A 24,025-nucleotide genomic window follows, 5' to 3' on the forward strand; every position below is an offset into this window, starting at 1 on the left:
CTAAGTTATCAAATAATGCACTACCCACGTGGTTCCAAGCGAGAAGATGATGCCATACCCCACGATGGCAGAACTCAGGCGAGGAGCCAGACCAGCCATAGAGGCAACGGCGGCGGCTGTTATCATGGGTGCCATGGATGCCTCCATTATGGAAACATTTGCCGCCAAAGAGTGCCAGCCAAAAAGAGCGCAAAGAGCGATGGCAATGATGGGTGCAAAGATGAGTTTTACAACGAGTGCTACGCTAAAGGGCAGTATCTCCTCTTTTGGAAGTTTAAAGCGCAGTCCAAGCCCAACTGCAACAAGTGCTAGTGGAACGATGGTGCTTGAGAGTGAAACAAGCACACTCTCTACGATGGGAGGAAAAACAGTACCCATCAAAAATAGTGCCGCAAGGAGTGCTAAAAAAGGAGGAAAAGAGATGATTTTAAGCAAAAGCAGCCGCATGTGTATCTCTTTTGCGCTTGCGTAGTAGATGGAGACAAAAGTTCCATAAGTCGAGAGTGCTATAAAAGTGCCTAACTGGTCGTACATAAGCACATACCCAAGTGCTTCATTTCCAAAATAGGCACTCACGATAGGGATGCCAAGATAAGATGTATTGCCTAAAACCGCTACAAGCATAAGTGAGCCTGTTACCTCTTTGGAGAATGCAAAAAACCTAGAGATAAAAAATACAGTTAAAGCACTTAACGCCATGACGCTCCATGCTAAAAAGACTGGAATCAAAACCTCAAGCGAGAGAGTAAGTTTTGGAATCTGCAACAATACAAGTGCAGGAGCGGAGATGTAGAGGATAAACTTGTTTAAAACAAGCGGTGCTTCCCCAGAAAAAGCCCCCATTCTCCCCATAACATACCCAAGAAAAATGGCTACAAAAATAAGTGCGAAATTTTCCAAGAAGTTCCCTTGTTATTTAATTTGGAAGTATATAATTTTGGAAAATAAAAAGAGGTAAAAGATGCGCAAAACATTTAGCCAAGCGATGGATTTTAGGCATGCGTGCAAGATTTTTGATGAGAGCAAAAAGATATCTGACAAAGAGATAAGAGAGATACTTGAAGCGGGGCGAAAGTCGCCGTCCTCTTTTGGGATGGAGCCGTGGAAGTTTTTGGTTATAACAAATGAGGAGCTAAAAGCAAAGTTGAGACCTTTTTGCTGGAATCAGCCGCAAATCACGACTTGTTCGCATTTGGTGGTTATCTTAGCGGCAATTGAGAGTTTGCGAGTGGAGTCGGGCGTGCCTGCAAAGAGGTTTCAAAGAAGAGAGATGCCAAAGGAGAAGTTTGATTTTTATATAGATTTGTACGCAAAACATCTCAAAACGACACTTGAGAGTGACGCAAATACGCTCTGCTGGAGTGCAAGACAGACCTATATCGCCGCTGCAAACATGATGACATGCGCCGCAACACTGGGCATCGACAGCTGCCCGATAGAGGGGTTTGAAAAAGAGCATATAGAGGAAATTTTAGAGCTTGATACTAAAGCATATCAACTCTCGCTCATCCTTCCATTTGGGTATAGGGTCAATGAGCAATCAACGCAATTACGATTGGCGTTTGATGAAGTTGTGGAGTTTAGAGAGTAGAAAACCTTGCGATGATGGGGTTGTGGTCGGAGATTTTTTTGCTATCAACCACGGTTGCAAAAGTAACCTCCAAGCCTCTGTAAAAGATATAATCAAGCGAGTTGGAAAAAATTTTCTTGATATCTTTTTCGCTCTCAAAAGTTACCTTTTTTAAGCCTAAATCGTCGATAAATTCGCCTAAATACTGCACTCTTTTTAGGTTCCAAGTGTTGAAATCCCCCGCCACTATCATTGCTCCGCTGTGCGTTTTGATAGCCTCATAAATCTCTCTTAGTTCATTTTTAAAGTCACTGTTATGTACAAAGTTTATGGCGTGGAGATTTACTATGAGAAGCATTGTATGCTCAGAGATTTTGTGGTGCGTGAGCAGTGTGGTTTTGTGTGTTGCGCATCGCAGTTCACGCTTTTTTGTAAGCAAAGATAGCTCACCCAGACATGAACTCTTAAATGCGCTCAAAACTCCAAAAAGATGCTTTTGTGTCTGGATATTTGGTGACAAGACATAAGAGTAGTCATGAAGTTCAAGCTCATGCGAGAGGCTTTTTTTAACCTCTTGAAGCAACAAAACATCTAGTTTATAACGCTCTATAAGGGTGTTTAAAAACTCTTTATAGTGGCGCTTTAATGTCAGTTTTGCGACATTCCAGCATAAAAGAGAAAACTCTGCTTCAAGATGGTTCTCTTGATGTTTTAGTGATTTGATGAGACTTTTTGGAAGAAACATTTTTTAGAGTTGCGGTGCGATGATGCGCATAAGATTTTCAAAAACTCTTTTGAGTGTGGAGACATTTTTCGTTCCAAATGATGCCTTTGCCATAAGTCCATCACTCCAAATCACAATCTCTTGAATGATTTTTGGGCTATAAACAAACGTTGCTACCTCGTAGTTGAGAAAGAGGCTTCTGTTGTCGAAGTTGACACTTCCGAGCAAAACGCTCTCTTCATCAAAAAGAATCGCTTTTGCATGAAGCATTGCGCCTTCATAAAGATAGATTTTTATCCCTGCCTCTTCAAGCTCTCGCATGTAGGAGCTTCTTGCGAGGTTTACAATGGTGTGGTTTGCCTCTTTTGGGGTAATGAGTTTGACATCCACTCCTCTATGATGGGCGATGATAAGTGCTTCCATAAGAGAACTGTTTGGAATAAAGTAGGGCGTTATGATAGTGATTTTCTTGTGAGCTTGATAGATACCAAAAAGAAGCATCTCGTATAAAATATCTTGATTCATATCCGGACCAGATGGGATAACTTGTAAAAGATTTTCGCCATGAGCCTCCTGCCTTTTATGCGTAAAGTGCGTCTTTTCGCCAGAAGCATAGAACCAGTCAGAGGCAAAGATGTCAAAATAGTCTCTTACCGATGCCCCCTGAACCAAAAACATGATATCTTCCCAACGCTCTTTTTTGTGCAGGGCTCCCAGATAAGCATCCGAGAGATTTGCTCCGCCGCTTAAAACTTTTTCATTGTCAAAAATATAGATTTTTCTGTGATTGCGCAGGTTGATGTAGTTTCTTAGCGGCATTTGAAAAATGGGCATAAAAAACCTTACTTTTACACCCGCATTTTTGAGCACTCCCAGCCTGTACCACGTAAAGTAGAGGATGATAGAGCCTAGAGAGTCAAGAAGTATCTTTACTTCCACGCCCTCATCTGCTTTTTGCACCAACGCTTTGATAATCTCTTTGGTTGTTTTGTCGTACTCAAAGATATAAGCACTGATGGAGATAGAGCGTTTTGCCTCTTTGATACAGCGCATAAATACCTCGTAAAATGCAACCCCGTCAGTATAGAGCGTAAATATCTCATTGTTCATGCGGTGCGTAAATGTCTGGCTTTTAAAGAGCGCACTCTTTTTATATCTGTTTTTTCTTTTTCTAAGTCCGATGATAAAGTAAAGAGGCATTGCAATGTATGGGATGATAATTACAGAGAGTATCCACGCTATGATGGCACTGGGAGGGCGTCTATGGTAGAGCATATGCACAAGCATCACAAGGCTCAAAAGTGCGCCAAAGGCTATAAAACTATGATAAAAGAGAAGATTTGTGCTTTGCGCACTTAGTGTTTCGTTCATTCAAAAATTATAGCATCTTTGGATATAATTGCGAAAAAACAAAGGCTTTCTCTTATGGCAACATATATTTTTGGTCACACAAATCCTGACTCCGACTCAATCGTAGGTGCTATTTCTCTAGCGTATCTTAAAAACCAAATTGGCGAAGAGTGCATCGCTACGCGTCAAGGCGAAATCTCTCCTGAGACTGAGTTTATTCTTGAGAAGTTTGGCATGACTGCACCTGAACTCAAAACTTCTTATGCGGGCGAAAATGTCTATTTGGTTGATTTTTCAGACCTTGCACAAGCTCCGAAAGATATCAAAGAGGCAACTATTTTAGGTATCGTTGACCATCACAAGCTTGGTGACATCACGACAGATACACCTTTAGAGTGCTGGATTCGCCCGATAGGATGTTCAAATACTGTTATCAAAGAGATGTACGACTACCATAAAGTTGCTATTCCAAAAGATATCGCAGGGATGATGATGTGTGCAATCCTTAGCGACACGGTTATCTTCAAATCTCCGACATGTACAAAAGCGGACACAAAAGCTGTAAAAGAGCTCTCCGAGATTTGCGGCATTGAAGACTACAAAGCTCTTGCAATGGAGATGTTTATCGCAAAATCTGCAGTTGATGGTGCGAGTGCGAGAAACCTAAACACAAGAGACTATAAAGCGTTTGATATGAACGGTACACGTGTGGGAGTAGGGCAGCTTGAGATGGTGGATATCTCTGTTTTAGAGAGCAGAATACCGGAACTTTTTGCAGATATGGAGCTGATGAAGAAAGAAGACGGACTCCATACTATCATCATTCTTTTAACGGACATCATGAAAGAGGGGTCACAGCTTCTCTGTTTGAGTGATGATGCTAGCAAAGTAGAAACCGCATTTAAAACAAAACTCCAAGAGAACCAAGCGTGGCTCGATGGTGTTCTTAGCCGTAAAAAACAGGTTATTCCGTTTCTTCAACCGCAGTTTTAAGAAGCTTTCTTGTTTATAGAGAGGCGGGGCTAAAGCCCCACTTCCTAATTTTACATGGAGGTGGGGCTTTAGCCCCGCAAAACCCCTCCTAGCTAGTTACAACTCCTCCACTGGACAAGGTCTTGCCAGTAGATACCCTTGAAAATAGTCACATCCAAGCGACGTCAAGGTGTTAAACTGCTCTTGTGTCTCCACTCCCTCAGCGATAACTTCAAAACCAAGTTCATTTCCCATCATCGTAATCGTTTTGATAATAGTCTCATCCGATTTGTTTGTTCCAAGCCCAAAAACAAACGATTGGTCGATTTTTAGCTCGTCCACTTTTAAGTTTTTTAGATAAACCAAACTTGAGTATCCTGTTCCAAAATCATCTATCGATATAGAAAAGCCAAACTCTCTGAGTTCTAAGATTTTTTGCATCGCTTCTTGTTGGTCTGCGACTAAAACACCCTCTGTAAGTTCGATTCTAAGGAGGGATGGTTTGATGTTTTTTCTCTCTATGAGTGCTTTTATATTTGAGACAAAACGCTCTTCTTTAAACTGTATGGGACTGACGTTGACCGACATACGCCACTCTTTTTTAAGTGCCTCACTGCTCCAAAGCACAAGCGTATCTGTAGCGCTCTCAAGCACAAAATCCCCAATCTCTTTGATAAGCCCAGACTCCTCAGCAAGCGGTATAAACTCAGCAGGAGAGACAAATCCAAGCTCAGCATCCCTCCAGCGTAAAAGAGCCTCTGTTCCCATGATACGCTGCTCTTTGTCAAACTGTTTTTGAAAGTAAAGCATCAAACGTTTCTCTACAACCGCTTTTTTGAGGCGTTGGAGCATCTCAAGACGAGATTTTGTCATGCCCTGAAGCGATTCATCATAAAAACGAATACTGTTTTTCCCCTCTTTTTTTGCAGTTCGCATCGCATATTCTGCTTCATTTAAAAGTTTGTTTACACTCTCTTTGTGGTCTAAAAAGAGGACTATGCCTATACTGCACGTAAGATAGAGAGATTTTTCTGCCACCGCAAAAGGGACGTTGATACTCTCTTGAAGTTTTTGCGCACCATTTTTTGCCATAATAGCAGCTTCATTCTCAATGCTTGAGAGATTTTCGAGTAAAATGAGAAACTTATCACCGCTGTGTCTTGCTACAAAAAACTCTTGATGCGTCATAGCGATAAGTCTTTGCGCTATCTCTTGCAAAATAGCATCTCCCGTACTTTTATCGACCAAATCGTTAATATTTCTAAAATCATCAAAGTCCAAAAAGAGAAGCGCACCATAGTTGAGATGCTTATCACTACTAGAGAGTGCTTGTTCAAGGTGTTGTTCAAAGAGCCTTTGGTTTGGGATGTAGGTAAGCGTGTCGTAGTATGAGAGCTGGTTAATCGCCTCTTTTTGGTTAAATGAGTTGATAGCAAAACCAACATCACCCGCCAACTCATCTATCATAGCGAGTTCCTCGTGGCTTAGTTCACTCTCTTGCGTAGTGCAGATAGATAAAACACCCAAAGCCTCTTTGGCGTGGTAATCTTTTTTGAGTGGCACTGCATAGACTTCTTTGAGCTTGTATTTGTGCATCCGCTCTCTACACGAAGATGTGAGTAGGGAGCTGTCTTGTTGCATATGAATATGTGTGTTAGACGCAACTACTTTTTCTTCCAAAGTCAAAATTTGCAACTCTTCATCAAGACCAATAGAGGTTTTTACAACAAGTTCTCCATCTTCCAAAAGGGAGATTTTTACACTTGCAAATGTTGTGTTTTCATGCATGGAGAGAGCCGTTTTTTTGACAAGTTCTTCCACGCTTTGCGCTGTTATGAGGATTTGGTTACAGTCTGCCACGGTTCGAAGAATAGAGAAAAGATGTTTTTGCTGTGCGTAGGCAACTTCTAGCTCATTTTTTTGCTCATTCAAATCCGCCGTTTTTTCTCTTACCTCTTTTTGAAGTATTCTTTTTTGCTCAACCTCATTTTTAGTGAGCTTATTGACGGCGAAATAGACAACGACAAGGAGCAACAAGATAATGCCCCACGTAAAGAGAGCAGTTTGGTAAAAACTCTTAAGAGCCTCTTTTTCTAGGCTGTCTATGGGGATTTTTATGCTTGTTACACCGCGGATATCTCCTATTTTATAGTCATACGCGGTGTCATACATCTTTAAAACAGATGGAAGAACTTCCTCTCTTTTTCCATGACAAGCGATACAGTACTGCTCTATGACAAGCGGTGCGGTGTAGTGCAAAATCTCTTGAGAGTTTTCTATGATTTTTTTGATTTGCGCTTTGTCGGTTTTGGTTTTTTTAAAGTACTCCATAGCATCAAGTTCAAACTCATCAGCCATATTTTTAGGATTTCTTGGCACATCTGTGACATTTCTGATGGTTATCCCATCGCTTGAGAGTTCGGAAAACTTATCACTTATAAGCGTGGAAGCGTGTGCTGGTAGAAAGCCAACAGTTTTTTCATTTACTTCTAAACCGCTGTCTAAAAACTGCTGATGATAAACGTAACGCATGGAGATAAAGTACTCTTTTAGCGATTCTCCTCTAGCATAAGCCCTTACTTCAATAGCCTTTTGCGTATGGTCATAAACATAAAGCGTCAAAAAGGAGTTCGCAACAACGATAAGAAGCGCAATAACCCAAAAGATTTTTTTATTGAGATGAAATTTCAGCAACTTAGACACCCTTTAGAAAAAGTTTGTCTCTAGTATAACACGATTTTATTTCAGTTACTACTTTTTTCCATGACGCAAAAAATGTTCCAACTATTACGCAATTTTCAGTTTCAATACCCTACAATACACAAAAAAAGTTTTGTGGGTATGGATGAGAGTAGATAAATTTTTAAACAGCGTCAACATTACCAAAAGACGCTCTGTTTCGCAAGATATGATAGAAAACGGTGTTGTCCTCGTCAACGGCGTAGTTGCAAAGGCTAGTAAAAATGTAGAGGTTGGTTCTATCATAACCATCAACTACCTTGAAGCACCAAAAAAGTACCGAGTGCTTCAAATCCCGACAGCCAAATCAACACCAAAGAGTCTCCAAAATGAGTACATTGAGGAGATAGCATGAATTACGATGAAGCAAAAAAAGCGTTCACTTCACTCTTTTTGCATGAGATGAATGATGCAGAGATGCGAGAGTTTTTGCTTTCTCTCACACTTGATGCAAACACCTCGGTAGAGACAATTGCGGCGGCGGCGGCAGTGATGCGCTCTTTTGCGATTCCTCTTCCAATCTCTGAGGATTTACGCCAAAGGGTCGTTGACATCGTCGGTACGGGCGGCGACAAAATAGGGAGTTTTAACATCTCCTCCACAGTTGCCATCCTCTGCGCATCATGCGGCAGTATGGTCGCAAAACATGGAAGCCGTTCCGTTACCTCCAAATCGGGAAGTGCCGATATGTTTGAAGCTCTTGGCGTGAGGCTTGATTTGGATATAGACAAGAGTGCAAGACTGCTTGAAGAGAGCGGATTTACCTTTATGTTTGCCGGAAATCATCATCCGGCTATGCGCTTTATCATGCCGGTGCGCAAAACTATCTCCGAGAAGACCATTTTTAACATTCTAGGACCGCTCACAAATCCGGCGGGTGCGAAAAAATCGCTTCTTGGCGTATTTCACAAATCGTTTGTCCCAAAGATGGCGGAGGCTCTGAAAATCAACGGAGCGACTTCAACGCTTGTGGTAAGCTCCGAGGAGGGGATGGATGAGATAAGCATCAGTTCACTCTCTTACGCTTCACAACTAAAAGACGGAGTTGTCCGTGAGTTTGTTATCAACCCGCAAGAGTATGGAATAAAAAGAGCGCCGCTTCAAGCTATCGTGGGTGGAGACGGAAGAGAGAACGCACAGATACTTCACAACATCTTTACCTCAAATGCAACGGATGCACAAAGAGATATAGTGATGATAAATGCGGCGGCGGCACTTATGGTGGACGGTTTGGCGCGTGACTTGCAAGACGGCTTGGCGATGACGCATGAGGCGATTAAAAGCGGTGCTGCCAAAGCAAAACTGCAACAAATCATCGAGATATCCAACAAACTATGAAAAGATACATCCTCTCTTTAGATAACATAGATGAAGTTGCAAAAGATGTCGCATCCCATTTTCAAAACGGCGTGGTCATCTTGCGAGGCGATTTGGCATCTGGAAAAACAACGCTTGTCAAAGCCATAGTTGCGCATTTGGGGATAGAGGAGGATGTAACATCGCCTACCTTTTCACTCCAACATGCCTATGCAGATAGAGTTTTTCACTATGATATCTACAACCACGGACTTGAACATTTTATGGCTTTGGGGATGCTTGAGGAACTTGAGCGTGAGGGGCTTCATTTTATAGAGTGGGGCGATGATGCTTTGGTGTCACTCCTAAGAGAAGCCTGCATCAACGTAATTACGGTTGATATAAAAAAAATTTCGGATGAGAAGAGAGAGTACAGCGTATGCATATACTAAAAGCGGTTGATTTAAAGAAAAAGATAAAAGATTTGGAGATAGTAAAAGGTATGAGCCTTGAGGTCAAAAGCGGCGAGGTCGTTGGGCTTTTAGGACCAAACGGAGCGGGGAAAACCACTACTTTTTACATGATTTGCGGACTTGTTGAAGCAAGCGGGGGTGAGGTATTTTTTGATGATGAAAACCTCTCAGGCATGCCGCTTCATGAAAGAGCATTGAAAGGTATCGGTTATCTGCCACAAGAGGCTTCTATCTTTAAAGATTTGAGTGTTGAAGATAACCTTCTTATCGCCGCCGAAGTAAAGATAAAAGATAAAGAGGCGCAAGAGAAGAGGATTTTGGAACTGCTTGATATGTTTAACATAGAGCCGATTCGCTACCGCAAGGGTGTTAGCCTTAGCGGTGGAGAACGCCGCCGTGTTGAAATCGCCCGTGCTTTGGTTAACAAACCGAAGTTTTTGCTTCTTGATGAGCCTTTTGCAGGGGTTGACCCCATTGCCGTGATGGATATCCAAACGGTTATAAAACAGCTTGTCTCTTATGGTATCGGCGTGCTTATCACCGACCATAATGTTCGTGAAACTTTGGATGTTTGCGATAGAGCTTATGTTATCAAGTCCGGCTCTCTTTTAGCAAGCGGCACAAGCAAAGAGATAGGGCAAAATGCCGATGTTCGCAAGCACTATTTGGGCGAGGAGTTTAAGCTTTAAGAGGCTTAGTAACCATGGCGCAACTAAGGCAGACACAGAGCGTAGAAAATAAGCACAAACTCTCCAACACCCTGCGTAATTGGCTGCCGATTTTGCACTCAAGCCTTAGCGATTTGGGCGAAGCGATGGCTCCCTTTGTGGAAGCAAATCCGGTTGTTGAGGTAAAGTCCGGTTTTGAAGAGGATTTTGAGAGATTTTTACCCAAAAAAATCATCTCCTCATCCGTGGCAAACTCTCGCACAGAGCAGATAGAAGCGCTTACCATCCAACACCGCTCACTTTTTGATGTACTCGACGAGCAGATAGACTCCAGCCTTTTTCCCACACCAAAGTCAAAAGAGGCGGCGTACTTTGTTGTCGCAAACCTTGATGAAAACGGTTACTATGAGGGAGAGAGCGAACTTTTTTGCAAATTAAATAATATGACGCTTGAAGAGTTTGAAAAAATCCGTCTGCGTTTTGCACACATAGAACCCGTCGGTATCGCCGCAAAAAATCTTCAAGAATCATTCTTGTTTCAGCTTGAGGGCTCTGATGTAAGCGATGAAGCATACGCACTAGCCATCAAAGTAATTAAGGATTTGGAAAACATCTATGCCTACTCCGATGAGAAAAATTTTGCAGAAGTTATGCGAGTTTTAGGCACTTTTAAAAACCCGCCCGCTATCGAATACTTAGAAGAGTCATCTCAAGTTATCCCTGATTTGATGATATTTTTTAACGATGACGACTCCATAGAAGTAAAGCTCAACGATGCCTACTACCCGACCATAAACATCGATACAAGCTACGGTGTTGCGCATGAGTATGTCGCCCAAAAAATCAAAGAGGCAAAAGGTTTAGTCGATGCTCTTGATATGCGAAAAGCAACGCTCTATAAAGTGGGATTGATGATAGTCGAGTACCAGTATGAGTTTTTTACTGGCGGAGCGATTATGCCCCTTACGCTCAAGACCTTAGCCGATGAGTTTGGACATAACCCATCAACTATATCACGTGCCATAGCCAACAAATACATAGCCTGCAACAGAGGCATATACGCCATGAAAGAGTTTTTCACGACAGCCATAGACGAAGATGTCTCAAACGCCGCTATAAAAGAGTTTGTGGTAAATCTGGTAAAAAATGAAAATAGAAAAAAACCGCTAAGCGATATGAAACTCTTAGAGCTTATCCAAGACAAATTCAAAGTTGAAATGGTAAGACGCACCATTGCTAAGTACAGAAAACAACTCAACATAGCAGGTTCAAGCGAGCGAAAAAAGCTTTATCAGTTGCATTAAAGGAAAAAACATGCAAAAACTTCATAACTACATAACAAAAATATCAAATGAGTTTCTCACAGGTTCAGCGACAGAGCATACTTACAGAGGGCATCTTAAAGATTTAGTCGAAACCATTGATACAAATGTCATCGCCATAAATGAGCCAAAAAGGGTAAAGGCGGGTGCGCCTGATTACTTAATAGCCACAAAAACGGACAACATCGAGATAGGGCATATCGAAGCTAAAGATATTGGCAAAGACCTCAACCACAAAGATTACAACGAGCAGTTTACACGCTATAAAAATGCTCTTGAAAATCTCATCATTACCGACTACATGGAGTTTAAGTTTTACAAAAACGCACAGCTCTATACAACGATAAAAATAGCTAAAATCCAAGATGGCAAGATAACTCCTCTTGCTGAAAACTTTGCAGAGTTTATAAACCTCATCAAAAACTTTACCTCATTTGTCGGACAGAGCATCACTTCCTCTTCAAAGCTTGCATGTATGATGGCGCACAAAGCAAAACTTATGGCGGATGTGATGTTAAAAGCCATAGAGATTGACATAGAAACAGATGAAAATACAGAGCTTTACTCACAGTACAAAATCTTTAAACAGATGCTCATCCACGACATGACACCCAAAGATTTTGCCGACATGTACGCGCAAACCATCACTTACGGAATGTTTACGGCAAGATTTCATGACTCCACACTTCAAACCTTTAGCAGACAAGAAGCCGCCGAACTTCTTCCGCACTCAAACCCGTTTTTGCGCAAGCTTTTTCAGCAACTCGCAGGGTATGACCTAGATATCAGAATCTCATGGATAGTCGATAGTTTAGTCAAGATATTTTTAGCAACAGATGTAACAAAACTGCTTGAGAACTTTGGAAGCACGACACAAAGAAACGACCCTATCATCCACTTTTACGAAGAGTTTTTGGCGGAGTTTGACCCAAAACTTAGAAAAAGCAGAGGCGTTTGGTACACGCCTGAACCTGTTGTAAAGTTCATCGTTCGTGCGGTAGATGAAGTGCTAACAGAAGAGTTTAACCTTCCAAAAGGGTTGTCAGACACAAGCAAGATAACCATAAAAGTGGACAATCCATCCAAAAAAGGCAAAATGGACAAAGAAGTCCACAAAGTCCAAGTGCTAGACCCTGCCACGGGAACGGGAACATTTTTGGCAGAGACCATCAAGTTTTTGCATGAAAAAAAGCAGTACCTTAAATGGAATAGCTATGTAACCGAGCATCTCATCCCAAGGCTTCACGGTTTTGAGATAGTTATGGCAAGTTACGCCATGGCACACCTAAAACTAGACCTGCTCTTAAAACTCACAGGCTATGAGCCGACAACCACGCAGAGGCTCAAAGTCTTCTTAACCAACTCTCTTGAAGAGCATCATGACGAAACAGGCAATCTCTTTGCCTCATTTTTAGCAACCGAATCCCAAGAAGCAGACCGTGTCAAAAAAGAGACTCCAGTTATGGTTGTGATGGGTAATCCGCCGTATAGTGGAGTTTCATCAAATAATATAGAGTGGATAAATAGAAAAATAAATGATTATAAATATATAGAGGGCGAATATTTTAATGAAAGAAAACATTGGTTAAATGATGATTATGTAAAGTTTATACGATATGGAGAGCATTATATAGAAAAAAATGGGGAGGGAATTTTAGCTTTTATTAATCCACATGGGTTTTTAGATAATGCGACTTTTAGGGGCATGCGGTATCATCTTTTAAAAACTTTTGACAAAATATATACTATTGATTTGCATGGTAATGGAAACAAAAAAGAGATTTGTCCCGATGGCAGTGCAGATGAAAATGTGTTTGATATAAAACAGGGCGTTTCTATAAATATATTTGTAAAAACAAAAACAAGTAAGAAAAAATTGGCGGATGTTTATCATTATGATTTATATGGAAAAAGAGATTTTAAATATGACTTTTTAAGTGGTAGTTCTATAAAAACCGTTGAGTGGAAAAAACTGGAAGTTAAAGAACCTAATTATTTCTTTGTACCTAAAGATTTTGGAGAACAAGATAGCTATGAGAAAGGATTTAAAATTGATGAGTTATATTCTGTATTTAATACAGGTATTATGACCATGGCAGATAACTTTATATTATCTGAAACTAAAGCACAATTAAAAGAGAATATTAATGATTTTTTAATAAATAGTGATAGTGAAGAAATTTTGAAAAATAAGTATTCTTTGGGAAAAAATTATGCAAAGTGGATAATAGACAATAAAAATAAAATTAAAATTAGAGATGAAAACTTTTTTCAAATAGTTCATAGACCATTTAGTAATAAGTTTACATATTTTAGTGACAATTTACTCTGGAGAAGTCGAAAAAATACAACATTAAATTATCTTAACAAAGAGAATATTGGATTGATAACTGCTAAGTCAAATAAGTCTGATAGAGTAGACCATTTTTTTATATCAAATTTAATGAGTGAAGCAAAAACAGGTGAATCAACAACACAATCTTATAATTTCCCCCTCTACCTCTACCCAGACGATAACTCACTAACAACAGAACGCACGCCAAACCTAAATCTTGAGATAGTAAAAGAGATAGAGGAGAGATTGGGACTTACATTTGTAAATGAAAAAGAGCAAAACACTACTACCTTTGCACCTATCGACATCTTAGACTACATCTATGCCGTTTTACACTCTCCAAGCTACAGAGAAAAGTACAAAGAGTTTTTAAAGATCGATTTTCCTCGCGTTCCATATCCTCAGGCAGAGACTTTTTGGGAGTTGGCAAAGCTAGGAAGCGAACTTAGAAGCTACCATCTGCTGGAAAATCCAAAAGTTTACGAGATAGTTATAGAGCTAAACGAGAGCGAAAACAACACCATTGAGAGAAAGATAGCCAAAAAAGATGTAGAGATAGAGGGTGATTTCGTAAAACTGTGGCTAAATGATGAGCAGTACATCGACAAAATCCCGCTCGTTGCTTGGGAGTTCTACATCGGCGGCTACCAGAGCGCTCAAAAATGGCTCAAAGACAGAGCAGGGCGTGAGATGAGAGAAGAAGATTACGAACACTACAACAAAATCATAGTCGCACTTACAAAGACACATGAGATTATGCAACGCATTGATGAGGTTTTATTGAAAAATATGTCATTTTGAAATACTTTTAAATGAAAATAAATTATTTTAGTATGATAGGCAAAATCAACACTTGGAACTATCAGTTATGAACAAGCTAGAAACTGTAAATAAACAAAACCTACAAGACAAAATCCACACTATCCGCGGGCTTGCCGTAATGCTAGATAGAGATTTAGCGGTGTTGTATGATGTAGAGACAAAAAGAATCAACGAAGCTGTAAGAAACAATCAAGATAAATTTTTAGATGATTTTTACTTTGAGCTTAATAATGATGAGTTTGATATTTTGCGGTCGAAAGTTTCGACCACAAATTTTGCCAAAACAAGAACAAACCCAAAAGTTTTTACAGAACAGGGCATCTACATGTTGGCAACAATCTTAAAAAGTAGGATTGCATCACAGGTCACTGTATCAATCATAAGAGTTTTTGCAAATATGAGACAACTAATATCTCAAAACATCATTACTTATGAACGATTTGAAAGAATTGAACAAAGGCTCTCTTTGCATGATAAAAACTTTGACAAACTTTTTGAAGCATTGGAAGACAAAACTAAAAAACCAGATGAGGGGATATTTTTTGATGGGCAGATTTATGATGCGTATGCTTTTATAAACGATTTACTCAAAAGTGCAAAAAGTGAAATAGTTTTGATAGACAACTACATCGACGATACTGTTTTTACACTTTTTAGTAAATACCAAAATTTAAAAATAAAAATATATACACAAACTATCTCAAAGCAACTTCGCCTTGACTATCAAAAATACAACTCTCAATATAAAAACATAGAGTTAAAAGAGTTCAAAAATGCTCATGATAGATTTCTCATTATTGATCAAAAAGAGATATATCACATCGGAGCAAGTCTTAAAGATTTGGGTAAAAAATGGTTTGCATTTTCAAAGTTTGAGATGCAAGCTTTAGAGATTTTGGGGAGATTAAAATAAATTATGAAGAGGTTTAATAGATGAGTGACATAAACATAAAACAACTCCTAGATGCAGAAGTTGAAAAACGCAACTGTGAAGGCGAGGTTTGTGAGGAGCGCTTAGACCCAATTATGGTCGCACACAAGTATAAAGACCCGACCATCTCGCTGATTTGCGCGCTTTTTGCATATGGAAATGTAAAACAGATAGTGAAGTTTTTAAACTCTCTCGACTTTTCGCTTCTTGCTAAAAGTGATGATGAGATTAGAGAAGCTCTGAAAAATCACTATTACAGATTTCAAAAGAGTGAAGATGTGGCGGCTCTTTTTATCGCTCTCAAACGCCTAAACGAAAAGACAACGCTTGAAGAGGTTTTTAAGGGCGGCTATCTTAAAAACAGAAGTGTCATAGAGGGCATAAACTCTATTATAAAAACACTGCAAGAGATTTATCCGCACGCAACCATGGGCTACTATTTTTTAATCTCTCTAGTAACCTTAAAAACAAAGGGAGCAGGGGCGTTGAAGCGTTGGATGATGTACTTGCGCTGGATGGTTAGAAGTGACAACATCGACATGGGTTTGTGGAGCGGCGTTGACAAAAGCGACCTTATAATTCCGCTTGATACGCACACTTTTAATGTCTCTAAAAAATTGGGGCTTCTGGAGAGAAAAAGTTACGATTTGGAAGCAGCACTTGAGCTGACAAATAAGCTTAAAGAGTTTGACAGACAAGACCCGCTGAAATACGATTTTGCCCTCTACCGCATTGGGCAAGAGAAACTTTTGGTATAATTGCTTTATTACACATCACAAGGAGCGTCTATGGAGTGCGAATTTCCAACTATCAATGCAAATAAACAAGAGATTAAAGAGATATTTAACATCACAAAAACTATAGCCGTAGTCGGACTCTCACCAGATGAGACCAAAGACAGCCACAGAGTGGCAAAGTATCTCCAAGAGCATGGCTTTAAGATAGTACCGATTTATCCAAAAGAGGAGACTATTTTAGGCGAAAAAGTGTATCGCTCACTTGCAGAGATTCCTTTTGAGATAGACATGGTAAATATCTTTAGAAAACCAGACTATTTGCCTTTGGTGGCGGATGCGTGTATAGAGAGAGGGGATGTGAAGATTTTTTGGGCGCAAAAAGGGATTGTGAACAACGATGCCGCACAAAAGGCGAAAGATGCGGGCATGCGCGTTGTGCAAAACATGTGTACGATGGTAGAACATCGCACGCTCCTTTAGGAGATTTTTTTGTTTGATGTAAAAAAAATCTATGAAGCAAGAGAGCGCATAAAGGGCGTAGTTGTTGACACACCTCTCTCTTACGCACCCCATCTAAGCAAACACTCAGGATGTGAGGTTTACCTAAAAAAAGAGAACCTTCAAGTCACAGGCGCATTTAAAATCAGAGGAGCTTACAACAAGATAGCAACTCTTACCAATGCACAAAGAGCGTGTGGCGTTATCGCTGCAAGTGCCGGCAACCACGCTCAGGGTGTGGCACTCTCCGCTTCTATGTTTGGCATAAAAGCTATTATCGTTATGCCTGAGGCAACACCGCTCACCAAGATAAACGGAGTGAAAAACTATGGTGCGGATGTCATTTTACATGGCGCAAACTATGATGAAGCGTATGCTCACGCCATAGAGTATGCTAAATTACACTCACTTACATTTGTACACCCTTTTGAGGATGATGAGGTCATAGCAGGGCAGGGAACGCTCGCTTTAGATATCTTAGACAAATGTGCCGATTTGGACGCAGTTGTTATCCCTGCTGGGGGTGGCGGACTTGTTTCTGGGATGGCATGTACCATCAAAAGCATCAACCCAAATATAGAGGTTATAGCAGTAAGCGCAAAAGGCGCACCCGCACTTAAAAACTCGTTTGACTCAAAAACACCCATAGATAGCATAAGTGTGAGAACCATTGCAGACGGAATCGCCGTGAGAGACACATCACCCATCACTTTAGGCTATATGCTAGAGAGTGTCGATAGATTTATCAGCGTAGATGATGAGGAGATAGCAAGTGCGATTTTGTTTTTGCTTGAGAGACAAAAGCTTGTGGTTGAGGGTGCTGGAGCAGTTGGCGTTGCGGCACTTTTGCATGACAAGCTTGAACATCTTAAGGGCAAAAAAGTAGCCATCGTTCTAAGCGGTGGCAACATGGATGTCACGCTTCTCTCCGTTATCATCGAAAAAGGTCTGCTCAAATCAGGCAGAAAGATGAAGTTTACGGTTACACTCATCGACAAACCGGGGGCACTCATGCGCTTTACGCAGATACTCCAAGACCTCAACGCAAATATCGTACATATATCGTACGACAGAACCTCCATTTCGCTTGATTATGGGGATGCAAGTGTGACTGTGCATCTTGAAACAAAAGGCGAAGAGCATCAAAGTATGATTTACAAAGTGCTCAAAGAAGAAAACTACATAAGAGAGTAAAACTAAGCTATGACACCCCTGAAAAAAAGCAGTTTTGATGAAGCGATTATTTTTTTAAAGATACTTAACTCTCAAACGCTTTTAACAGCGGACGCCTTTACAACCATCAGATATCTCGACAAAGAGAAGCTTATGGCTAAAGATGAGATTAAGATGGCTATTTTACATACAAGGTACGCCACAAAAGTTATAGACTTTACCTCTAGTTCAGACTATTTTGCCACCTTGTCACATGATGCAAGAGAAGCAAAACTTTTTGAGACAAAAAGCAGAAAAAACATCGCTTCACTTGACAGACACCAAGGCGAAGTCGCGTGCGTAAGTATCGACCCAAAAGATAGATACATGTTCTCGTGTGGCGATGATGGAGGCGTTTTTGGTGTTGACATCCAGACTAAAAAGCTAGCGCTCACACTTCCGCGCCATCTTGATATCGTCAACGACATAGCATTTAGCAGTGATGGCGATATCGTCGCAACTGCCAGTTATGACAAAAACATCTCTCTCTTTAGTCTTAGTTTGATGCTGCCAAAAGGCAAACTCAAACAACACTCCGCTCCGGTTCTTAAAGTTGCATTTTTAGACAAAGAACACCTTTTGAGTATCGATAAAAAGAGCCAAGGGTTCATTTGGAATATCAACACACTCAAAGTAGTCGGAAAACTCCACGACATCCACGATGATGTCACGCAAATCGCCATCGCACACAAAAACGGTTTTATCTTTTTAGGAACAAAACTCGGCTATGTTTTAGTCTATGATTTATATAGCTATAAACTTATATCGCGCCGATATATCAAGTTTGAGCATGCAGTTACGGCTTTATGTTTTGATGAACAAAAAAACCAACTTTTAGTTGCAACTGAGGATGGTGCACTTCTTGTTTACGATATTTTTGCTAATGAAGATGAACTTGCAAAGCTTATCAAAGAGAAAAAATATGCGCAAATGCTCCAAGAGATAGAGCAAAATCCTCTTTTAAAATACACTCAAGCATCTAAAGATTTCGATGCTCTATGGGAAAAAGCGCTTTACTATGCAAAAGAGTTTCTTGAAAGAAACGACAAAACAAATGCACTAAAAGTGCTTGAGGGTTTTAACTCCATCTCTTCCAAGCGGCAATTTGGACAAAAACTTGTCCAAGAGTATGCGGAGTACGATAAGTTTTTGATGTTTGTAAAAAACAAAAAAATCTCCTTAGCTTATAATTTAGCAAATATGCACCCAATCTACAAAGAGACGAAAGTTTACAAAGCGTTAGAGGCGCAGTGGGAGAAGACATTTGCGCTTGCAAAAAAGTATCTGCTTGATGCAAAAATGAGTGCTATGGCGCAAGAGATTTTGATGCCGTATCGTGGCATAAGCGAAAAAACGGTGCTGATTCAAGAGCTTGTACTTAACATTCACGTTTATAGAAGATTTCGTACATCTATCGCACAGCAGGAGTTTAAACTCTCTTTTGAACTTGTCAAACAGAACCCATTTTTAAAAGAGTATCCGGAGTATAAAGCTTTGGTTCACTACTCAGATTCACTCTACATGAAAGCGCAAACTCTCCTAAGTAACGGCGATACGCACGCAGCGGTAAAGATTTTTCGTATTTTACTTGATTTTGATGATTTTAAAGAAGAAGCAAAAGAGATTATCACCGATATAGAAAATCAGCATAAATTTTTTCACGCCATCGAGATGCAAAACACCATCGGAGCTTACAATCTTCTTGATGCATCTCCCGCTCTTCAAAACACCCAAGATGGAAAAAAACTTCAAGCGGCATGGGAAGAGGATTTTGACAAAGCGTATGATTACGCACTCAAATCCGATGCAGAGGGGCTCAAAACAACTCTACAAAACTACATGAAGGTAAGATCTAAAAATACAGATATCGCAGACCTTTTTTCTCTTTTGCACATCACCCAGCTCAAAGATGCCATCTATCAACATACAGAGCAGAAGATAGTAGAAAACGGTATTAAAAACTATCTTCTTTACTATGGTTTGAGTCAAGAGATAAAAGAGCTTTTCTTTCTTTTTCAAGCAAATTACCCAGAATCCAAACTTACGCTTGAAGCACAAGTATGCGGCGATAGAGAGAGATGGAGACCTTCTATGGCAGTTGAGACTATTTTGTAACAAAATTGTTACTTTTTGAAGCATCAACATAAGTTTTTTTAATTAAACTATAAAATTTATAGCAAACGAGCAAAAACTTGTTATTATTTTATCACATTTATAGATTGTTTTATCGCTTTTTCGATAGAGGGGTCTATAAAAAAATAAAATAAAAACGGAGTTAGACAATGAAGAGAGTTATCTTAGCTATGCTTTTGATGGTAGGTTTTGTTGCGACACTAAGTGCTGCTGAGTCGGCGATTGATGATAGAGCCGTTATCATGGGAGATGAGAAGCACCCAGATAAAGGCCTTTTGTACTAGAGAAAACAGGTTTTTATGCTCCAACCCCTCGAACTACTTGTAGGAGAGTATCTTGAGAGGCGGAGCATAAATAGATAGAAAAACTTCTTTCCCTTCTAAAAGAAGTTTCAATGATGCTTAAAACATCAATGTTAGAAAAATCTCATTTTCCTTAAAACTTAACAGCAGCAATCAGACGGATAGCATCAATTTTTTTGTCTGTTTCCGCTGCTGATTTGTAATCAATATCTTGATGAATATACATACCCGTTAAGTTTACATATTGACCAACTTTTGCAGTTGCGATTAAGTCAAATTCCATGCCATCATTTGGTTTTGTAGCACCATTTTGATTCATATCTTGTATAGATGCACTTAAGTTGAGAGCATCAAATTTATAAGCAACCCCAAATCTCCATGTATCTGTATCACGCGTACCCACTGCAGCACCATCTTGGAAAACAGATTGTGTATATGCTTTTGACTTATCACCTGTTGCGATGTTTGTTATAGATCTTGTACCTGTATTTCCTGTAGCCGTTGTAGAGTACGCAGCATCAAGAACAAGTTTATCGAGTGTATAGCCAACTTTTGCAGCTGTAAACATAGCATCATCTGCCGTTGCACTTGCATCATTTTCCATACCACTGTTTTGGATTCCTAAAAAGAGCCCAGAGATTTTGTACTCTGCATCTAACCAATAAGCATTTGTTACTTCATCTATAGCGTAGTACCAAGCGTTGATTGCTAAATCTTTAGTCGGTTTTACAACTGCACCAAACACATAAGCCCCTTCATCTCCATCTGTCATTCTCTTTGTTGTAGTATTATAACTACTTCCAAAACCATAGAAACTACCATTATGCATCGTTGTACTTGGAAATCCACTTGCGCTTGACACATCGTTTGCAACGTTCGTATTTCCTGCACTTGCTCCACCGTTGTGTTGGTGTACATACGCAGCAACAAGTGTTGTGTAAGGGATATCACTATTTGTAATCAACGCAGCATCAAATGTGTTGAATGAAGCATTCCATCTCTCTGTCATAAGAAGTGGCGTGTTAAGCGCTTGACGACCAACAGTAAATGATGTATTTGAAATTTTATAGTCAAGATTTGCTTCTGTTACCCAAATCTGTGTTCTGTAGTAACCATTATCACTCTCCCATCCTGCACCAGCTGTTGTGATGTCTTTTACAAAGCTCTGCTCAAGACCAAGGCTGTCCAATCCTATAACGCTTACTTTCCCCTTTAAGCCCTTGTAAAGATCAGCACTTGCTCCAAGTTCTACAGCGGCAACCCCGACGCTTGTTTTTTGTTGGAACATATCATTGTTTGCAGTATCTTCCACCGCAGTTGTTTGGTACCAGTATTTTGCTCCCCCTGTTACTTTTACATTCTCTACCGCGTAAGCAGACGTCACTAACAGTAAAGCTAGAAACGGAGCTGTTGTTTTTGAAACTATCATTTGTCATCCTTATTTTTTGTGATACCGACAGTATAACAAATTTTTATATTAAAAAGTCCTTAAAATGTCACGCAATTATAAAATATTATTTTTTTGGTATCACAAAATATTATTTTACACACTATTACAACTCAATTTATTGCTTTATGTTTGTTTTTAGAATTATTTTTTAATTTTTTTATACAAAACAAAAAAACATATCTAAAAAAAGACCTATTTATCACATCCTTTTATCACAAAACCATTTTCTGAGTTTTCTTAGCTCATTTTTATATTTAAACTCAGATATAGCTCACTTTTACTATAATTTGCGAATTTTAAAAAAAGGAGACTTTTCATGCAGATAAGTGGCGCACAGATGGTCATTGAAGCTTTAATTGCCCAAGGGGTTGACACAGTTTTTGGTTACCCGGGTGGAGCAATCATGAATGTCTATGATGAAATTTATAAACAAACAAATTTTAAACATATACTCACTAGACATGAACAAGCTGCCGTGCATGCTGCGGAGGGTTACTCAAAAGCAAGCGGAAAAGTCGGCGTTGCAATGATCACAAGCGGTCCAGGGTTTACAAATGCCGTTACGGGACTAGCTGACGCTTATATGGATTCTATCCCGTTGGTTGTTATCAGTGGACAGGTTCCTATGAGCCTTATCGGTACAGATGCATTTCAAGAGATAGATGCAGTAGGCATCAGCCGTTCATGCACAAAACACAACTACCTTGTAACTGATGCACGTGATTTGGCACGCATCCTTAAAGAGGCGTTTTACATAGCAGCAAGCGGTCGCCCCGGTCCCGTACATGTAGATATCCCAAAAGATGTCACAGCACAAATCGCAGAGTTTGACTACTCGGTAGAGCTTGATTTGGAGACCTACAAACCACACACAAAAGGTAATCCTCGCCAGATTAAAAAGGCGATGGAGGCTATCGCAAAAGCGAGACGCCCACTCTTTTATCTTGGCGGCGGTATCATAAACTCAAATGCGGCGTATGAAGTAAGAGAGCTTGTGCAAAAAACAGGCATCCCTGCCGTTGAGACATTTATGGCGCGCGGTACACTAAGTCATGATGATGAACTACTTATCTCTATGCTTGGTATGCACGGAAGCTATGCGGCAAATATGGCAATGAGCGAAACTGATTTGGTTATCGGTTTGGGTGCAAGGTTTGACGACCGTGTAACGGGAAAACTCTCAGAGTTTGCTAAAAATGCAGGCGTTATCCACGTGGACATCGACCCTGCAAGTATCTCAAAGTTAGTTAAAGCAGACTACCCAATAGTCGGTGATGTCAAAAATGTTGTAAACGAGATGCTTGAGTCCGTCTCTTTAATCAATCCTGCACGTTATAGCTCTTGGAGAGAAACGATTCGTAATTTTGACGAACTCCATCCGCTGACATACCATGAAGATAGCGAGCGCATCAAACCGCAATGGGTTATACAAAGAGTAGGCAAGCTCTTAGGCGATAGCGCAAACATCTCTACAGACGTTGGGCAACACCAGATGTGGGCTGCACAATTTTACCCTTTTTCACGTCCAAGACAGTGGATAAGCTCAGGCGGACTTGGAACGATGGGGTTTGGTTTTCCGGCGGCCATGGGTGTAAAAGTTGCTTCACCTGAAAAAATCAGCATCAACTTTACGGGAGACGGTTCTATACTTATGAATTGTCAAGAGCTTATGACTGCTGTTGAGAAGAAACTTCCGGTTATCAACATCATCTTAAACAACAACTATCTTGGTATGGTTAGACAGTGGCAGACGCTTTTTTACGATAAGCGACACAGTGAGACAGACTTGAGCGTTCAGCCGGATTTTGTAAAACTTGCAGAGGCATTTGGCGGTATCGGTTATAGAGTTACCACAAAAGATGAGTTTGATGCGGCACTTAAAGATGCGGTTGAGAAAAATGTGGTTACTTTTATCGATGTTGTTGTTGAGAGACTAGAGAATGTTATGCCTATGGTTCCGGCAGGCGGATCGCTATTTAACATGATGCTTTTAGAGAAGAAGGAGAGAAAATAATGCAAGAAGAAAACGCAAGAAGAGTTATCTCGGTTATCGTGGTTAACGAAGCAAGTGTCCTCTCTCGTATCACAGACCTTTTCTCAGGACGTGGCTACAACATCACATCGCTTACAGTTGCTCCGATTCCAGAGAGCAGATACTCAAGACTTACTATCGTTACGTCCGGTTCTATCCGTGTGATAGAGCAGATTACAAAGCAGCTGCATAAACTCATACCTGTTTTAAAAGTGTATGAACACGCTGATTTGGTTGAAAAAGAGATGGCGCTTGTAAAGTTTCCTGCCTCTGAAAACATTACAGATATCGCAACGCTTTGTGCGGCGTACAACGGCAAGATTGTAAATGTAGGCGAAAACGTTATCATAACTATGGTTGCAGATGAGCCAAAAAGAGTTGATAACTTCTTAAAAATCATTAACAAATACAACCCAAAAGAGATTGTAAGAAGCGGTGCTGTAGCACTAGAGAGATAAG

At 40.2% G+C, this 24,025-nt stretch carries 21 protein-coding genes; 16 read left to right on the forward strand and 5 right to left on the reverse strand.

Annotated features, from left to right (window positions below):
* Nucleotides 1-900, reverse strand: coding sequence for an AEC family transporter (locus tag AC6H4V_RS06720; RefSeq protein ID WP_497606232.1), 900 nt, complete (start codon nt 898-900; stop codon nt 1-3).
* A gap of 61 nt (nt 901-961) precedes the next feature.
* Between AC6H4V_RS06720 and AC6H4V_RS06725 the strand changes: the two genes are divergently transcribed.
* Nucleotides 962-1,591: an NAD(P)H-dependent oxidoreductase gene (locus tag AC6H4V_RS06725; protein ID WP_497606233.1), complete on the forward strand. Its 630-nt coding sequence runs from the start codon at nt 962-964 to the stop codon at nt 1,589-1,591.
* Here the strand turns inward: AC6H4V_RS06725 and AC6H4V_RS06730 are convergent.
* Together AC6H4V_RS06730 and AC6H4V_RS06735 are read right to left on the reverse strand one after the other, a co-directional pair.
* Complete coding sequence (locus AC6H4V_RS06730) at nt 1,581-2,315, reverse strand: endonuclease/exonuclease/phosphatase family protein (protein ID WP_497606234.1); 735 nt, start codon at nt 2,313-2,315, stop codon at nt 1,581-1,583. The two genes, AC6H4V_RS06725 and AC6H4V_RS06730, sit on opposite strands and share 11 nt — an antisense overlap.
* A gap of 3 nt (nt 2,316-2,318) precedes the next feature.
* Nucleotides 2,319-3,665 carry a phospholipase D-like domain-containing protein gene (locus tag AC6H4V_RS06735; protein WP_497606235.1) on the reverse strand — a complete coding sequence of 449 codons (1,347 nt, stop codon included), beginning with the start codon at nt 3,663-3,665 and terminating at the stop codon, nt 2,319-2,321.
* 54 nt (nt 3,666-3,719) lie between these two features.
* Between AC6H4V_RS06735 and AC6H4V_RS06740 the strand changes: the two genes are divergently transcribed.
* A complete protein-coding gene (locus tag AC6H4V_RS06740; protein ID WP_497606236.1) occupies nt 3,720-4,637 on the forward strand; it encodes a manganese-dependent inorganic pyrophosphatase in 918 nt (305 codons plus the stop codon).
* Nucleotides 4,638-4,733: 96 nt separating this feature from the next.
* On the opposite strand, the gene AC6H4V_RS06745 is transcribed toward AC6H4V_RS06740, so the two are convergent.
* A complete protein-coding gene (locus AC6H4V_RS06745) occupies nt 4,734-7,310 on the reverse strand; it encodes an EAL domain-containing protein (protein ID WP_497606237.1) in 2,577 nt (858 codons plus the stop codon).
* Between the two features lie 151 nt (nt 7,311-7,461).
* Between AC6H4V_RS06745 and AC6H4V_RS06750 the strand changes: the two genes are divergently transcribed.
* The 12 genes from AC6H4V_RS06750 (at nt 7,462) to AC6H4V_RS06805 (ending at nt 20,066) form a co-directional block, all read left to right on the forward strand.
* Nucleotides 7,462-7,710, forward strand: coding sequence for a S4 domain-containing protein (locus AC6H4V_RS06750; RefSeq protein ID WP_497606238.1), 249 nt, complete (start codon nt 7,462-7,464; stop codon nt 7,708-7,710).
* Nucleotides 7,707-8,693 carry an anthranilate phosphoribosyltransferase gene (gene trpD / locus AC6H4V_RS06755; protein WP_497606239.1) on the forward strand — a complete coding sequence of 329 codons (987 nt, stop codon included), beginning with the start codon at nt 7,707-7,709 and terminating at the stop codon, nt 8,691-8,693. Before AC6H4V_RS06750 ends, trpD begins: the two co-directional genes overlap by 4 nt.
* Complete coding sequence (gene tsaE / locus AC6H4V_RS06760; RefSeq protein WP_497606240.1) at nt 8,690-9,103, forward strand: tRNA (adenosine(37)-N6)-threonylcarbamoyltransferase complex ATPase subunit type 1 TsaE; 414 nt, start codon at nt 8,690-8,692, stop codon at nt 9,101-9,103. The genes trpD and tsaE overlap by 4 nt, the downstream gene beginning before the upstream one ends.
* Nucleotides 9,091-9,813 (forward strand): LPS export ABC transporter ATP-binding protein, encoded by a 723-nt coding sequence (gene lptB / locus AC6H4V_RS06765; protein ID WP_497606241.1) that lies wholly within the window; start codon nt 9,091-9,093, stop codon nt 9,811-9,813. The genes tsaE and lptB overlap by 13 nt, the downstream gene beginning before the upstream one ends.
* Nucleotides 9,814-9,827: 14 nt before the next feature.
* On the forward strand, nt 9,828-11,096 hold the full coding sequence (locus AC6H4V_RS06770) for an RNA polymerase factor sigma-54 (RefSeq protein WP_497606242.1): 1,269 nt from the start codon (nt 9,828-9,830) through the stop codon (nt 11,094-11,096).
* Nucleotides 11,097-11,106: 10 nt separating this feature from the next.
* Nucleotides 11,107-14,250: a type ISP restriction/modification enzyme gene (locus AC6H4V_RS06775; protein WP_497606243.1), complete on the forward strand. Its 3,144-nt coding sequence runs from the start codon at nt 11,107-11,109 to the stop codon at nt 14,248-14,250.
* A 67-nt stretch (nt 14,251-14,317) separates the two neighbouring features.
* Complete coding sequence (locus AC6H4V_RS06780) at nt 14,318-15,184, forward strand: ORF6N domain-containing protein (RefSeq protein WP_497606244.1); 867 nt, start codon at nt 14,318-14,320, stop codon at nt 15,182-15,184.
* A 20-nt stretch (nt 15,185-15,204) separates the two neighbouring features.
* Nucleotides 15,205-15,960, forward strand: coding sequence for a TIGR02757 family protein (locus AC6H4V_RS06785; RefSeq protein ID WP_497606245.1), 756 nt, complete (start codon nt 15,205-15,207; stop codon nt 15,958-15,960).
* Nucleotides 15,961-15,990: 30 nt separating this feature from the next.
* The gene (locus AC6H4V_RS06790) at nt 15,991-16,419 is read left to right on the forward strand and encodes a CoA-binding protein (RefSeq protein WP_497606246.1); all 429 of its coding nucleotides are present in this window, start codon (nt 15,991-15,993) and stop codon (nt 16,417-16,419) included.
* Nucleotides 16,420-16,428: 9 nt separating this feature from the next.
* Nucleotides 16,429-17,631, forward strand: a complete 1,203-nt coding sequence (ilvA, locus tag AC6H4V_RS06795; RefSeq protein ID WP_497606247.1) for a threonine ammonia-lyase — start codon at nt 16,429-16,431, stop codon at nt 17,629-17,631.
* 9 nt (nt 17,632-17,640) lie between these two features.
* Entirely contained in the window at nt 17,641-19,764 is a 2,124-nt protein-coding gene (locus AC6H4V_RS06800; RefSeq protein WP_497606248.1) for a WD40 repeat domain-containing protein, read from the forward strand.
* Nucleotides 19,765-19,931: 167 nt separating this feature from the next.
* The gene (locus tag AC6H4V_RS06805) at nt 19,932-20,066 is read left to right on the forward strand and encodes a hypothetical protein (protein ID WP_428730276.1); all 135 of its coding nucleotides are present in this window, start codon (nt 19,932-19,934) and stop codon (nt 20,064-20,066) included.
* Nucleotides 20,067-20,217: 151 nt separating this feature from the next.
* Here AC6H4V_RS06805 and AC6H4V_RS06810 read toward each other — a convergent pair whose 3' ends face one another.
* Nucleotides 20,218-21,513, reverse strand: a complete 1,296-nt coding sequence (locus AC6H4V_RS06810; RefSeq protein WP_497606249.1) for a hypothetical protein — start codon at nt 21,511-21,513, stop codon at nt 20,218-20,220.
* A gap of 337 nt (nt 21,514-21,850) precedes the next feature.
* Here AC6H4V_RS06810 and AC6H4V_RS06815 point away from each other — a divergent pair, with 337 nt between their 5' ends.
* Nucleotides 21,851-23,548 (forward strand): acetolactate synthase large subunit, encoded by a 1,698-nt coding sequence (locus AC6H4V_RS06815; protein WP_497606250.1) that lies wholly within the window; start codon nt 21,851-21,853, stop codon nt 23,546-23,548.
* Nucleotides 23,548-24,024: an acetolactate synthase small subunit gene (gene ilvN / locus AC6H4V_RS06820; RefSeq protein WP_428730273.1), complete on the forward strand. Its 477-nt coding sequence runs from the start codon at nt 23,548-23,550 to the stop codon at nt 24,022-24,024. Before AC6H4V_RS06815 ends, ilvN begins: the two co-directional genes overlap by 1 nt.
* Nucleotide 24,025: the final 1 nt, after the last annotated feature.

The organism is Sulfurimonas lacustris, from assembly GCF_059705355.1.

Bases quoted from the DNA above. Each gene is read 5' to 3' on its own strand.
- AC6H4V_RS06725 (WP_497606233.1), top strand. From the start codon at position 962: ATGCGCAAAACATTTAGCCAAGCGATGGATTTTAGGCATGCGTGCAAG.
- AC6H4V_RS06730 (WP_497606234.1), bottom strand. From the start codon at position 2,315: ATGTTTCTTCCAAAAAGTCTCATCAAATCACTAAAACATCAAGAGAAC.
- AC6H4V_RS06735 (WP_497606235.1), bottom strand. From the start codon at position 3,665: ATGAACGAAACACTAAGTGCGCAAAGCACAAATCTTCTCTTTTATCAT.
- AC6H4V_RS06740 (WP_497606236.1), top strand. From the start codon at position 3,720: ATGGCAACATATATTTTTGGTCACACAAATCCTGACTCCGACTCAATC.
- AC6H4V_RS06750 (WP_497606238.1), top strand. From the start codon at position 7,462: ATGAGAGTAGATAAATTTTTAAACAGCGTCAACATTACCAAAAGACGC.
- trpD (WP_497606239.1), top strand. From the start codon at position 7,707: ATGAATTACGATGAAGCAAAAAAAGCGTTCACTTCACTCTTTTTGCAT.
- tsaE (WP_497606240.1), top strand. From the start codon at position 8,690: ATGAAAAGATACATCCTCTCTTTAGATAACATAGATGAAGTTGCAAAA.
- lptB (WP_497606241.1), top strand. From the start codon at position 9,091: ATGCATATACTAAAAGCGGTTGATTTAAAGAAAAAGATAAAAGATTTG.
- AC6H4V_RS06770 (WP_497606242.1), top strand. From the start codon at position 9,828: ATGGCGCAACTAAGGCAGACACAGAGCGTAGAAAATAAGCACAAACTC.
- AC6H4V_RS06775 (WP_497606243.1), top strand. From the start codon at position 11,107: ATGCAAAAACTTCATAACTACATAACAAAAATATCAAATGAGTTTCTC.
- AC6H4V_RS06780 (WP_497606244.1), top strand. From the start codon at position 14,318: ATGAACAAGCTAGAAACTGTAAATAAACAAAACCTACAAGACAAAATC.
- AC6H4V_RS06785 (WP_497606245.1), top strand. From the start codon at position 15,205: ATGAGTGACATAAACATAAAACAACTCCTAGATGCAGAAGTTGAAAAA.
- AC6H4V_RS06790 (WP_497606246.1), top strand. From the start codon at position 15,991: ATGGAGTGCGAATTTCCAACTATCAATGCAAATAAACAAGAGATTAAA.
- AC6H4V_RS06800 (WP_497606248.1), top strand. From the start codon at position 17,641: ATGACACCCCTGAAAAAAAGCAGTTTTGATGAAGCGATTATTTTTTTA.
- AC6H4V_RS06805 (WP_428730276.1), top strand. From the start codon at position 19,932: ATGAAGAGAGTTATCTTAGCTATGCTTTTGATGGTAGGTTTTGTTGCG.
- AC6H4V_RS06810 (WP_497606249.1), bottom strand. From the start codon at position 21,513: ATGATAGTTTCAAAAACAACAGCTCCGTTTCTAGCTTTACTGTTAGTG.
- AC6H4V_RS06815 (WP_497606250.1), top strand. From the start codon at position 21,851: ATGCAGATAAGTGGCGCACAGATGGTCATTGAAGCTTTAATTGCCCAA.
- ilvN (WP_428730273.1), top strand. From the start codon at position 23,548: ATGCAAGAAGAAAACGCAAGAAGAGTTATCTCGGTTATCGTGGTTAAC.